The 13,045-nt window shown below is 68.8% G+C and carries 11 protein-coding genes; 2 read left to right on the top strand and 9 right to left on the bottom strand.

Translation table 11 applies throughout. From position 1 onward, the window contains the following. Nucleotides 1–27 precede the first annotated feature (27 nt). Together ASF53_RS02500 and ASF53_RS02495 are read right to left on the bottom strand one after the other, a co-directional pair. On the bottom strand, nt 28–945 hold the full coding sequence (locus ASF53_RS02500) for an HD domain-containing protein (protein ID WP_056193208.1): 918 nt from the start codon (nt 943–945) through the stop codon (nt 28–30). A gap of 15 nt (nt 946–960) precedes the next feature. Beyond that, a complete protein-coding gene (locus tag ASF53_RS02495; protein WP_056193205.1) occupies nt 961–2,154 on the bottom strand; it encodes an inositol-3-phosphate synthase in 1,194 nt (397 codons plus the stop codon). A gap of 315 nt (nt 2,155–2,469) precedes the next feature. On the opposite strand from ASF53_RS02495, the gene ASF53_RS02490 reads away from it, so the two are divergent. Beyond that, nucleotides 2,470–3,588 (top strand): transglycosylase SLT domain-containing protein, encoded by a 1,119-nt coding sequence (locus tag ASF53_RS02490; protein WP_056193202.1) that lies wholly within the window; start codon nt 2,470–2,472, stop codon nt 3,586–3,588. Between the two features lie 63 nt (nt 3,589–3,651). Here the strand turns inward: ASF53_RS02490 and dgcA are convergent, their stop codons facing one another. The 4 genes from dgcA to ASF53_RS02470 form a co-directional block, all read right to left on the bottom strand. Further along, nucleotides 3,652–4,632 carry an N-acetyl-D-Glu racemase DgcA gene (gene dgcA / locus ASF53_RS02485; protein WP_056193199.1) on the bottom strand — a complete coding sequence of 327 codons (981 nt, stop codon included), beginning with the start codon at nt 4,630–4,632 and terminating at the stop codon, nt 3,652–3,654. Nucleotides 4,633–4,645: 13 nt separating this feature from the next. Further along, nucleotides 4,646–5,656 (bottom strand): N-acetyltransferase DgcN, encoded by a 1,011-nt coding sequence (gene dgcN, locus ASF53_RS02480; RefSeq protein WP_056193196.1) that lies wholly within the window; start codon nt 5,654–5,656, stop codon nt 4,646–4,648. A 289-nt stretch (nt 5,657–5,945) separates the two neighbouring features. Further along, nucleotides 5,946–7,781: a dihydroxy-acid dehydratase gene (gene ilvD / locus ASF53_RS02475; protein ID WP_056193193.1), complete on the bottom strand. Its 1,836-nt coding sequence runs from the start codon at nt 7,779–7,781 to the stop codon at nt 5,946–5,948. Between the two features lie 182 nt (nt 7,782–7,963). Further along, entirely contained in the window at nt 7,964–9,526 is a 1,563-nt protein-coding gene (locus tag ASF53_RS02470) for a 2-isopropylmalate synthase (protein ID WP_056193190.1), read from the bottom strand. Between the two features lie 604 nt (nt 9,527–10,130). Between ASF53_RS02470 and ASF53_RS02465 the strand changes: the two genes are divergently transcribed. Then, the gene (locus ASF53_RS02465) at nt 10,131–10,457 is read left to right on the top strand and encodes a hypothetical protein (protein ID WP_056193187.1); all 327 of its coding nucleotides are present in this window, start codon (nt 10,131–10,133) and stop codon (nt 10,455–10,457) included. 11 nt (nt 10,458–10,468) lie between these two features. Here ASF53_RS02465 and ASF53_RS02460 read toward each other — a convergent pair whose 3' ends face one another. From ASF53_RS02460 to pdxY, 3 genes are read right to left on the bottom strand one after another with little or no spacing between them, the layout of a single operon-like run. Then, a complete protein-coding gene (locus ASF53_RS02460; protein WP_056193185.1) occupies nt 10,469–11,200 on the bottom strand; it encodes an NUDIX hydrolase in 732 nt (243 codons plus the stop codon). Next, nucleotides 11,190–12,119: a PhzF family phenazine biosynthesis protein gene (locus ASF53_RS02455; RefSeq protein ID WP_056193873.1), complete on the bottom strand. Its 930-nt coding sequence runs from the start codon at nt 12,117–12,119 to the stop codon at nt 11,190–11,192. The genes ASF53_RS02460 and ASF53_RS02455 overlap by 11 nt, the downstream gene beginning before the upstream one ends. Before the next feature lie 19 nt (nt 12,120–12,138). Continuing rightward, a complete protein-coding gene (gene pdxY, locus ASF53_RS02450) occupies nt 12,139–12,990 on the bottom strand; it encodes a pyridoxal kinase PdxY (protein ID WP_056193182.1) in 852 nt (283 codons plus the stop codon). Nucleotides 12,991–13,045 lie beyond the last annotated feature (55 nt).

The raw sequence follows: 13,045 nt of genomic DNA, 5'->3' as shown, positions 1-13,045 counted from the left end.
CTGAATTCTGCCGGACAGCGCGGGACGTTACGGGATGCGCATATCGGTCAGAACGCGATCCTGGAAAGCCTTGACCGGCCCGGCATGGACCAGTTCCATGTCACCGAGCACCGTCTCCATCGTCAGCGAGGCGGCCCGGAGGTGCTGGGCGATCTGCAGGACGCGGTCGATGGAATCGGCGGCGTGGAAGGCGCGGCCCTCCGCCGTGGCATCGTCCGGCAGAACGAGGCGGGCGGCGCGGACCGTCTCCCGCAGCGGCGGCTCCAATTCGTCCAGGGCCCATTCGGAGCAGCGCCCGACGATTGGCCAGAGATGGTCGCCGAGCAGCATCTCGCCGGTGAAGCCGGCATCGGGCATCGCCGCGTTGTGGAAGTGGTGGGCCATTGCCGCCAGGAACACGGTTGTCGGATCGGCCCGGTAGAACGGGCTGAGCAGCACGCCGTAGACCGCCACGACGAGGCAATGCTCGGCATGGTTCTCGGGCGGTTCGAGCAGGATGCGTGGCTTGCCGGGGCGAGTCACGCCCGCGCGGGGCTGCTGCGCCAGAGCGCCGACGAAGCCCGGCACGGGCCCGGCCGGCAGCGTCGCAGGCTCGCGCAGGCAGGCCCGCAACCGATCCCGTAATTCGGCATCGACCGACTCGGTCACGGCATCGAGGCCCGCGACCAGCACGGCAGAGGCTTGCGCCTCATCGAGCCCGGCGGCGGCGAGGAATGCAGCGTCGAGGTCGCAGAGCCGCGCGGCGGCCAGCGCCTTGGCCGTGATGTCGAGGGCGACCGTCTCCGGCGCGGCGCCGCCGGTGAGCGCCGACCACCCTTGGGCGAACAGGCGCTCGGCGATCGAGCCCACGCGTCCCGCCGAGCGGACGCGCTTGAGATCGCCGAGTTCGACCAGCAGTTCCCGCACCGCGACGGGGGCTGCCGGCCCGGTTTCCGAAAAACCCATCACGGGCGCCGGGCCTTACTGCTGCGCGCCGAGCCAATCGAACAGCATGCGCTGCTGCTTGCCGAAATCGTGCTCCGGACCGTGGCCGTTCTTCACCATCGGCGCCTTGAAGAAGGTCGAGAGCTGCTCCTGCACGCCGCCGTCGCCGCGGGTCTTGGCGAGATCCAGCACGCGGGCGATTTCGATCACGAGGGGGGCCGCTAGGATCGAGTCCTTGCAGAGGAAGTTCACCTTGATCTGCATGCGCTGGCCCATGAAGCCGGTGACGTCGATGTTGTCCCAGGCCTCCTTGTCGTCACCGCGCGGGCGGTAATAGTGAATGTGTACGAGGTGGTCTTCGACCGGGTAGCCGAGGATCGAGTCGAGCACCGTGCCCTTGGTGTTGAGCTTCGATTGCAGCGAACTCGGATCGTTGAGGGCCAAGCCGTCGCGGTTGCCGAGGATGTTGGTCGAGAACCAGCCATCGACGTGAAGCTGGCGGGCCTTCAGGGCCGGTGCCAGCACCGTCTTCATCATGGTCTGGCCGGTCTTGCCGTCCTTGCCGGCGACCGGGACGTTCAGTTCGCGAGCAAGCTCCATCAGGGCCGGCACGTCGGCGGCGATGGAGGGGGTGAAGTTCGCGTAAGGGACGCCGCTCTTGATCGCCGCATAGGCATAGAGCATCGCCGGCGAGATCGACTCGTCGCTCGCATCGAGCCCCTTCTCGAAGGCTTCGGCCGAATTGAGCACCGGGACGGAGAGATCCGGCCAACGCTCGGTCGAGGCGAGGTTGATCACCACGACGTCGTCGAGATTGCTCTCCTTGCGGAAGCGGTTGAGGTCGTTGGCGATGACCGAGACGGTCTCGCGGTGGTCCTTGGCGACGATGCGGTTGCCGCCGTCGATGTTCTTGCAGAACTTGGCCGAACCGACCGCCGGCCAGGGCGTGATGCCCTTGAGCGCCTGGGCGCCGCTCTCGATGTCCTCGCGGGTCAACACGCCGTGGCCGGTGGCGGCGGAGGCAAGGTCGTCACCGTTCAGATCCCAGCCGCCGAACACGAGATCCTTGTAGTCGGCCATCCCGGCGACGGACACGCCCGCGAGCGGAAGGCCATCCAGACGGTTCGAACCCGATTTGATGGTTTCGATGCCGGCGATGGCTGTCGTCGCGACTGCACCGCCCATGCCAACGAACGCCACTCCGACGCGGCGACCGGTCTGAATGCCCATGGGAACTCGATCTTTCTGTTGTGGTGGCGCTGACGCCTTAGGATGAGCCCTAACGGGAGGCCGCGCGGCCCATGACAACTGTGACCAACCCGGTGCGTTCCGATGCCGACCTTGCCATCTTTGCCGCAGGCCCCGTTTCGCCGGGACCGCATCGTTTGGTTAAAATATCGTAAACACAATGGCTTAACGCTGCGTTAACGGGATCACGTTTGGATCACGGGGTGGTCCCATTGTGGTCACACCCGGCGGCGAAACCTCCGCCGGTCAAACGAAGCCCGGCACAAAAGAACGCCGCGGCACCAACAAGGAAGACCGATGGGGGTTTACCCGGAGCCGGCGCGCTGCGCCGACGACGTAAGCCGACTCGTGCCTTGCGGGTCGAATGCCGGCAACGGTGCTGCTTCGCAGCCGTCGCGCATTCGTTCGCCGCTCGTGCGCAGCCTTGCCACCCTGACCGCCAGCGTGACCCTGCTGCTGGCCGGGCCGCAGGCCGTGTCCGCCTACGAGAACGCACAGGTCGCGATATCGATCCCGATGATGGTGCGGGCCGATCTCCGCCCGGTTGGGGCCGAGGCGGAATGGGGCGGCACCGCGCTGCTCGGCCAGGATGGCGGGCTGACCGCCTCGATCGACCGGATGCAGGCGTCGCTGGCCAATCCCCGTTCGGACAGCGACGACGAGATCCTTCGCTTCGGCGAGATGAGCGTGCCGCGTCCGCTGGTCGAGACGATCCTGAAGGCCTCCGAGGTGACCGGCGTCGATCCCGTCTACATGATGGCGCTCGCCGACAAGGAATCGAGCTTCGACACCAGCGTGAAGTCCTCCGCCTCCTCGGCGCAGGGTCTGTTCCAGTTCGTCACCGGCACCTGGCTGGAGATGATCCGGCAATACGGCGCCAAGCACGGGATGGCCGATGACGCCGCCGCGGTGAAGGGCCATGGTGCCGGCATCACCATCGCCGACGCGGCGACGCGCAAGCGGGTGCTCGACCTGCGCAACGACCCCTACGTCTCCGGGCTGATGGCCGGCGAGCTGATCAAGCGGGACCGCAGCCGGATCGAGGCCCGCATCGGCCGCGAGCTGAAGACCACCGAACTCTATCTCGCGCATTTCCTCGGCACCGCGAGCGCCGGCAAGTTCCTGTCGCTCAGCGCCGAAGATCCGGACAAGGTCGCCAAGGCCGCCTTCGGCCGGGCCGCGCGGGCCAACCGCGCCATCTTCACCGCCAAGGACGGGGGCAAGCGCCGCAGCCTGACCGTGGCCGAAGTGCACGAGAAGCTCGACGGCATGATCGACCGACGCCTGAGCCAGTATCAGGCCATCGCCGACCTCGCGCAGCAGCAGGCCGAGGAGCCGGCGGCGCCGATCCTCGATGCCCGCCTGCGTCTCAACGAAGACGTGGTGCCGTCGCTGGCGATCGGCTCGGTGCAGTAGGCACCGCCGGATGAGGAGCATCGTCTTTTTTCCGAAAGCCGGCGGCCACCTTTCGGGACGATGCTAACCCCACAATTCGGGCGACGGCGGATAGACCGTGCTGCCCTCGTAGCGCAGGGCCGGCGCCCGGTCCTGAGCGAGCAGAAGCGGCCCGTCGAGATCGACGTAAGCCGCGTGGTGGGTGAGCAGCAGGGCCGGTGCCATGGCGAGCGACGAGCCGACCATGCAGCCGATCATGATTTCGAAGCCCCGCGCCCGCGCCTCGTGCGCCAGCTTGAGCGCCTCGGTCAGGCCGCCGGCCTTGTCGAGTTTGATGTTGATCGCATCGTAGCGCTTGGCGAGGGCATCGAGCCCGGCGCGGTCGTGCAGGCTCTCATCGGCGCAGATCGGAATCGTGCGGTCGATCTCGGCGAGCAGCCCGTCCTCGCCCGCCGGCAGGGGCTGCTCGATCAGGCCGACGCCCGCCGCCGCGCAGGCCGCGAGGTTGTCGCGGATCGTCTCCGGCCGCCACGCCTCGTTGGCATCGACGATGAGGCGCGACTCCGGCGCTCCGCGGCGCACGGCAGCGATCCGCTCAGGATCGCCCTCGCCGCCGAGCTTCACCTTCAGCAGCGGCCGATGCGCCGCCCCGCGGGCCGCTTCCTCCATCGCCTCGGGATCGCCGAGGCTCAGCGTGTAGGCAGTGGTGACCGGCCCCGGCGCGGCGACGCCCGCGAGGTCGTAGGCCGGCCTACCGGTGCGTTTGGCTTCAAGATCCCACAGAGCGCAGTCGAGGGCGTTACGCGCGGCGCCCGGCTTCATCCGCCCGGCGAGGTCGAACCGCCCTCCCCCGTCGGCGATCCAGGCCGCCTGCTCTTCGAGGGCGGCGGCCACATTCTCGACCGTCTCGCCGTAGCGGGCATAGGGCACGCATTCGCCCCGGCCCCGGAACGAACCGTCCTCGAGCGTCGCGACGACGACGACCGCCTCGGTGCGGCTGCCGCGGGAGATCGTGAACGATCCGGCGATGGGGAAGCGCTCGCGGGCAACGGTCAGACGCGGCATCGGCAACTCTCCCTCAGGCCGGAAACTCGGCGGCGATCCGATCGACGATTCCCTCGACGCCGAAGCGCACGGGATCGGTGGCGGGCAAGCCGTGAACGGCTTCCGCCTCGCTCAGCAGCGCGCGTGCCTGCGATTCAGGCAAGGCCTGCGTGTTCACGGCGATACCGACGGGGCGGATCTTCGGGTTGGTGAGCGAGCCGCAGCGGATGGTCAGGTCGATGACCTCCTGGATCGTCGGCAGGCTCGCCTCGACGCCACGCATACGCGTGCGGGTCGGCTCGTGGCAGATCACGAAGGCATCGGCCTGCGATCCGTGCAGCAGGCCGAGGCTGACGCCGGCAAAGGAGGGGTGAAACAGCGAGCCCTGCCCCTCGATCAGATCCCAATGGTTCGGCTCGGCCGCCGGCGAGACCCATTCGACGGCCCCGGAGATGAAATCGGCCGCGACGGCGTCGATGGCCACGCCGCGGCCGGAAATGAAGACGCCGGTCTGGCCGGTGGCGCGGAAATCGGCGTCGAAGCCGCGCTCGCGCATGCCCCGTTCGAGGGCAAGCGCGGTGTACTTCTTGCCCACGGAGCAATCGGTGCCGACGGTGAGCAGGCGCCGGCCGGGGCGCTTCGTGCCCTTGCCGGTGGGGAAGGTCTCGGTGGTGTGGCGGACATCGTGCAGAGCGCGACCGCTGCGCTTGGCCGCCTCGGCGATCTGCGGGACCGAACCGAGCCGCACGTGCAGACCGCTCGCTACGTCGAGCCCGGCATCGAGCGCGGCGACGATCTCCGCGACCCAATGATCGGGCAGCACGCCGCCCGCATTGACGACGCCGACGACTAGGGTCTTGCAGCCTTTGGCGACGGCCTCCTCCAGCGTCAGGTCGGGGATGCCGAGATCGGCGGCGCAGCCCTCCATCCGGAGTTGGCCGACACACCATTCCGGCCGCCAATCGTTGATGCCGTAGGCGGTCTTGGCGGCGAGCCGGTCCGGCACGTCACCGAGGAACATCAGGTAGGGCGTGGCGATCTGCATAGGCGCTGGTCCCGTCCGGAGCGAAGCTCCGCCTGAGAACGCGTCTATGCGCGATCCGTGCCCAATGCGCGAGGCATGACCTCTGCATTGCTGTAACCCAGCTTCGATCCCTCATGCTGAGGTGTCGAGCGCAAGCTCGGCCTCGAGGCACACCGCGGCGGTTCTGCCTTCGCTTGGAGCAGCGCGCCGGGCCTGGATCAACCTTGCGCCGTGCTTCGAGGCCCGCTGCGCGGGCGCCTCAGCATGAGGTGCGGGGCGGAAGCCAGAACCGGTGCGATACAAGCATACCCTACGGCTCGATTCTTCTCACCGCCCCCTTGGCGGCGCTGGTGGCGAGCATGGCATAGGCGCGCAAAGCCGTGCTGACCTTGCGCTTGCGGGGCGCGGCCGGGCGCCAGCCCTCCGCATCGCGGGCGGCGCGGCGCTCGGCGAGCACGGCTTCGTCCACCGCGAGGTGGATGCGCCGATTCGGGATGTCGATCTCGATCCGGTCGCCCTGCTCGACGAGGCCGATCAGACCGCCCTCGGCGGCCTCAGGCGAGACATGGCCGATGGACAGGCCCGAAGAGCCGCCGGAGAATCGGCCGTCGGTGACGAGCGCGCAGGCTTTGCCGAGGCCCTTCGATTTCAGGTAGCTCGTCGGATAGAGCATCTCCTGCATGCCGGGGCCGCCGCGGGGGCCCTCGTAGCGGATGAGCACGACCTCGCCGGCCTTCACCCGGCCGTTGAGGATGGCATCCACCGATGCATCCTGGCTCTCGAAGACGTGGGCGGTGCCGGTGAAGGTGAGGATCGAGGCATCGACCCCGGCCGTCTTCACGATGCAGCCGTCTTCCGCGAGGTTGCCGTAGAGCACGGCGAGCCCGCCATCCTTCGAATAGGCATGCTCGGCCGCGCGGATGACACCCGCCTCGCGATCGAGGTCGAGTTCGTCCCAGCGCGAGGCTTGGCTGAAGGCGACCTGGGTCGGCACGCCGCCGGGCGCGGCGCGGAAGAAGGTCTGGACCGATTCGCTCTGGGTCTTCTTGACGTCCCAGCGGTCGAGCGCGGCGCCGAGCGTGCCCGAGCCGACATTGCCGACGGATCGGTCGATCAGGCCGGCGCGGTCGAGTTCGCCCAGGATTCCCATGATGCCGCCGGCCCGGTGCACGTCCTCCATGTGGACGTTCGCGACCGCCGGGGCGACCTTGCACAGCACCGGCACGCGGCGCGACAGCCGGTCGATATCGGCCATGGTGAAGGGCACCTCGCCCTCATGCGCAGCGGCGAGCAGGTGCAGCACCGTGTTGGTCGAGCCGCCCATGGCGATGTCGAGCGTCATCGCGTTCTCGAAGGCGGCCATCGTCGCGATCGAGCGCGGCAGCACGCTGGCATCGTCCTGCTCGTAGTGGCGACGCGCCAGATCGACGATCAGGTGGCCGGCCTCCACGAAGAGGCGCTTGCGGTCGGCATGGGTCGCCAGCGTCGAGCCGTTGCCCGGCAGCGACAGGCCGAGCGCCTCGGTGAGGCAGTTCATGGAGTTGGCCGTGAACATGCCCGAGCACGAGCCGCAGGTCGGGCAGGCCGAGCGCTCGATGACGGCCACATCCTCGTCCGAGACCCGGTCATCGGCCGCGGCCACCATGGCATCGACGAGGTCGAACTTGCGGGTGACGCCGTCCATGACGACCTTGCCCGCCTCCATCGGCCCGCCGGAGACGAAGACCGCGGGGATGTTGAGGCGGAGCGCCGCCATCAGCATGCCGGGGGTGATCTTGTCGCAATTCGAGATGCAGACCATGGCGTCGGCGCAATGCGCATTGACCATGTACTCGACGCTGTCGGCGATCAGCTCGCGCGATGGCAGCGAGTAGAGCATCCCGTCATGGCCCATGGCGATGCCGTCATCGACCGCGATGGTGTTGAACTCCTTGGCCACACCGCCCGCCTGCTCGATCTCGCGAGCCACGAGCTGGCCGAGATCCTTCAGATGGACGTGGCCGGGCACGAACTGCGTGAACGAGTTCACCACCGCGATGATCGGCTTGCCGAAATCTGAATCCTTCATGCCCGTGGCGCGCCAAAGGCCGCGGGCGCCGGCCATGTTGCGGCCATGGGTGGTGGTGCGGGAGCGGTAAGCGGGCATTTTTGCTGATCGACTTTTCGAACCGGATCGGCCGCAAGGCCGATCCTCCAAAACGCATCCTCATCCTGAGGTGCGGAGCGTCGAAGGAGGCCTCCAGAAGTCTCGCGATCCCTGGAGCCCTCCTTCGAGGCCCGCCAAGGCGGGCACCTCAGGATGAGGGGATTGGGTGGGACGAGCGTTGGCTAGACCACCGCAGCGTGCTGCGCGTGCAGCCGCACGGAGGCCGCCGAGAGCTTGTTCAAAGCCGACAGATACGCCTTGGCCGAGGCCACCAGCGTGTCCGGATCAGCGCCGCGGGCGGTGACCGAGCGCTCCCCGGCCTTCAGGCGGACCGAGACTTCGGCCTGCGCATCGGTGCCCTCGGTCACGGCGTGGACCTGATACAGTTCGAGCACCGCGTCGTGCGGCACGATCTCGTGGATCGCATTGAAGACCGCGTCCACCGGGCCGTTGCCGTCGGCCTCGGCGGTGAAGACGCGGCCGTCCATCTCGATCTTCATCGTCGCGCGCTGCGGGCCCCGCGTGCCGGCGATCACCGACAGGGAGACGAGCTTGATGCGGTCGTGGGCGGTGGCGAGCTTCTCGTCCACCAGTGCCTCGATATCCTCGTCGTAGACGTGCTTCTTGCGGTCGGCCAAGGCCTTGAAGCGATCGAACACGTCCTGGAACTGGTTGTCGGACAGCGAGATGCCGAGCTCGCCGAGCTTCGACTTGAACGCCGCCCGGCCCGAATGCTTGCCCATCACCAGCGAGGTCTTGGCGAGCCCGACCGAGGCCGGCGTCATGATCTCGTAGGTCTCGGAATGCTTGAGCATGCCGTCCTGATGGATGCCGCTCTCGTGGGCGAAGGCGTTCCGGCCGACGATGGCCTTGTTGTACTGCACGGGGAAGTTCGCGGCGTGGCTGACGAGCTTCGAGGCGCGGGTCAGCATCGTCGAGTCGATGCGGGTGTCGTAGGGCATCACGTCGGCGCGGGTGCGAATCGCCATGACGATCTCTTCGAGCGCCGCGTTGCCGGCGCGCTCGCCGATGCCGTTGATCGTGCACTCGATCTGCCGGGCGCCGCCCTCCAGGCCGGCGAGCGAGTTCGCCACCGCCAGCCCGAGGTCGTTGTGGCAATGCACGGAGAAGATCGCCTTGTCGGCGTTCGGCACGCGCTCGCGGACTTGGCGGAACATCGCGCCGTATTCCAGCGGCGTGGCATAGCCCACCGTGTCGGGCAGGTTGATGGTGGTCGCGCCCGAGCGGATCGCCGCCTCGACGCAACGGCAGAGGTAGTCGATGTCGGTGCGGGTCGCGTCCATGGCCGACCATTCCACGTCCTCGACGAGGTCGCGGGCCTGGGCCACGGTCTTGAGGATGATCTCGATCACCTCGTCCTGCGTCTTGCGCATCTGGTGGGCGAGGTGGATCGCCGAGGTCGAGACGAAGGTGTGGATGCGGCCGCGCTCGGCGTGCCGCACCGCCTCGCCGGCCCGGGCGATGTCAGCGGGAATGGCGCGGGCGAGGCCTGCCACGGTCGCCCGCTTGGTGCGCCGCGCGATCTCGGAGACGGCCTCGAAGTCGCCGTTCGAGGCGATCGGGAAGCCGGCCTCGATGATGTCGACGCCCATCCCGTCGAGCAGCTCGGCCACCGCCAGCTTCTCGTCGAGCGTCATCGTGGCGCCGGGGCATTGCTCGCCGTCGCGGAGCGTCGTGTCGAAGATGACGACGCGGTCCTTCGCGCTCTGAGTCGTGTTCGTCATGGGTCTTCGTTCCTCGCAGCCGGCGCGCTCGACACTGTGGGAGCGGCGCCGGAAAAACCTGTCTTCCGGTTGATGAGCGGCATCCCCTGCGAGCCCAGGCGATCACGCCCGGACGGCCCTCAGGGGCGGCTAAGAAGCAGGACTACGAGAATGAGCGCGCATGACGACGCGGCCGCGAGAGCGGCGCCATCGTTCGTCTGCGCAGGGCGGCCAGGGGCCACGCTCGATTCTCCTCAAGAGGCTGACTCGCCGGACGACCGTCACGAGACCAGGGTGCCGGTATGTACCGATTGGCGGGGATCGTGACAAGCACATGCCAGGGTCTCGCTTGAAGGCGATCACCCTGGTTCTCTGCGGGCCTCCGTCGCCGGCGCCCGCCTCGGCGGGCCCAGGCTTCGGCTCCGCTCGATGCTGTCCGGGGCTCACGCCCCGACAAGCCCGCTCCGCGCGGCGCTCTTCGCACCGTGAAGCCGCGCCAGCGGCTTCGGGCAAATGAAACTGTGCCGCGTCTCTCCGACAATTGACCGGTCCATGCGCGGAGGGCACAAACCGCCAGCCGAGCTTGGCTTTAGCGAACCTCCTCTTGCAACCGTAGAGATCCGTCGTGCCCGCGCCGCTTCCCCGTGCCGTCTCCATCCTTCTCCTCGGCTGCGCCTTGACTGCCTGCCAATCGAGCGCGCCGCCTCCGGTCGCGGCCGTCGCCGCGGCACCGGCTGTCACCACCCTGCCGACCGGGACCGGTTGCGGCCCGACCATCGCCCGGACACAGGCCATCGTCGCCGGCGACGTGAAGACCGGTGATCTGTCCGCGGCCGTCGGCACGCGCTTCAGCGCCGACCTCGACAAGGCGGCGGGTGCCTGCGCCGCCGGCCGCGAGGGCGAGGCGATGAGCCTGCTCGCGGCGGCCAAATCACGCTACGGCTACCGGTAACAGCCGGGCCTTCAGGCCGGGAAGACGCTCGCGAGATAGGCCTGGACGAAGCCCGGCATCCGGGCAGCGTCGATGTCGGAGCGCGAGCGGGCAATGACGCTGCGGGCGAGTTCCGGCTCGCCCTCGTGGCCGGGATGCGATTCAATACGCGCCTTCAGCGTCTCGGCCGAGCCATCGAACCGCACCGGGCGCAGGAAGGCGAGTTGGCCGTCGCCGCGCAGGAGCACCCATTCCTCCTCCGCTCCCTCGGGAAGCGTCAGGCCGGTCTCCTCCTGAAGCTCGCGCGCGGCGCTGCCGGCGAGATCGACCGTGCCGTCGTCGCGCAGGTCGTCGGGATCGGGCGTGCCGCAGGGGAAGTAGATCTGGCCGGCATTGGCGGTTTGGTCGCTCATGACACCGAGCAGGACCGCGCCGTCATCGCTGTGCGGGACGATCGCCGCGAAGGCGTTGGCCACCAGCGCGTCGGGCACGCCCGCATCGCGGAAGGCGAGGAAGCGTGAGTAGCGCACCTCGAACAGGCTCGCCTCGCAGGCCCCGTCCGCGATCGTGCAGCCGCTGGCGAGGTAGACCGGCCCGTCGAACAGGCCCGGCGTCTCCGCCAGCCGGCGCTCCCAGTTGCGGTCGATCGCCTCGGCATTATCTTGCGCCCAGGCCCAATCGTGCTCGACGCGCCGCGCCGAGACCCGCTCCAGCGGCGTGAGGCTGAAGCCGGGTGCGGCGTCGCCCGCGATCTCAATCGACACGCAGCACGCCCTCGCTCACCACCACGGCCTTCCCGCCGATCTCGACGGAGCGCAGGGCGCCCTCCGCGATGACGACCTGAAGGTCGATCGTGCTCGGCCGCCCCATGGCGACGCCCTGGCGGATCACCACGTCGTGGGTGCCCTCGCCCAGCGGCTCGAACTGCATCAGCACACCGGCGAAGGCCGCCGCGGCGCCGCCCGTGGCCGGGTCTTCCGTGATGCCGAAATGAGGGGCGAACATCCGCGCTTGGTAGCTCTGCCCAAGGCCCTCCGCATCGAGGGCGTAGAGGTAGAGCGCGTTGGGCTCGGCATGCCGGAACAGGCGCTCGAACCGGGCGGTATCGAGCCGGGCCTGTGCCAGCGCCTCGCCGGAGGCGAGCGGCACGAAGGTGAAGGCGGGGCCGGCGCCGTGCCGGCTCGGCTGATGGCGGTTGAAGCCGAGATCACTCGGCTTCAGTCCGAGGGCCGCGGCCAGGGCATCGTTGGCCGGGGCCTCGCCGAGATAGGTCGGCAGAACCGGCAGCTTGAAGCGGGCACGGCCGGTTTTGCCATCCTCCGCCGCCTCGACGACGCAGGAGACGATACCGATCTCTTCCTCGAGCCCGAAGGCGGCAGCATCCGCCAAAGCCACCGCCTGCCGCTCGGCCCGGTCGCGCAGGGCGAGCAGCACGGCCGTACCGACCGTCGGGTGACCGGCGAAGGGCAGTTCGCGGGCCGGCGTGAAGATGCGCAGGCGGGCCCGGTGGCGCGGCTCGGCCGGGGGCAGGACGAACACCGTTTCCGACAGGTTGAACTCACCGGCGATCGCCTGCATCGCCTCGGCGCTGAGCCCATCGGCATCGAGCACCACCGCGAGCGGGTTTCCGGCCAGCGGCGTATCGGTGAACACGTCGAGGGTGGCGAAGCGGCGTTCCGGCATCATGACTCCTTGGGACGGTTCAAACGATCTCGACGGGGAAGGCGGCGCTCGGCGCGACGAATTCTTCCTGCGCGGCGACGGTCAGCAACTCTTCCGAGCCGGCCTCCGCGGTCCGGCGCAGCAGGCCGTGGATCGAGGCCGCCGCCATGCCGAGCGCCAGGGCCGCCGAGCCGGTGCGCAGGTAATGCACGAGATAGAGCGCGGCCACCGCATCGCCCGCGCCCGAGACCGCTTTCAGGTCGAGCCGGGGCGTGCGCACCCGCCAGAACGAGCCGCCCTCGGCTGCCATCATGTCGATCGCGTCCGGCGGCGTCTCCGCCGTGACGAGCGAGGTGACGAGCAGGACGCGGGGACCGAGCGCCTGCACGGAAGCAACCGCCGCCTTGGCCGCCTCCAGCGTGTCGCTCGGCGCATCCGAGATCAGGTCGAGTTCGAACTGGTTCGGGGTGAGGATGTCGGCCGCCGGAACGGCCTGCGAGCGCATGAAATCGGCGATGCCGGGACGGACATAGACGCCGGAATAGGTGTCGCCGATCACCGGATCGCAGCAATAGAGCGCCTCGCGGTTGGCAGCCCGCACGGCGGCGACCGTTCGCAGGATCGCGGTGCCGATATCGGCCGAGCCCATATAGCCGGAGAGCACGGCGTTGCACTCCTTGAGCGCGCCGCGCTCGGCCACGCCCTGCACCACCTCCTCCACCGCCGGCCCGTCGAAGACGCGCCCGCGCCACTGCCCGTAGCCGGTATGGTTGGAGAACTGCACCGTGTGCACCGGCCAGACCTCGACCCCGAGCCGCTGCATCGGGAACACGGCGGACGAATTGCCCACATGGCCGTAGGCGACATGCGACTGGATCGACAGGACCTTCATGGTGCTCCGGTATCCGCTCCTGCATCGTGATAACCCGGCGGGCCCCCGCGCGCAT

Source organism: Methylobacterium sp. Leaf123, from assembly GCF_001423405.1.
GTDB lineage: Bacteria > Pseudomonadota > Alphaproteobacteria > Rhizobiales > Beijerinckiaceae > Methylobacterium.
The sequence above is the reverse complement of the archived record's forward strand: the minus strand, read 5'-3'. Positions and strand labels throughout refer to the sequence as shown.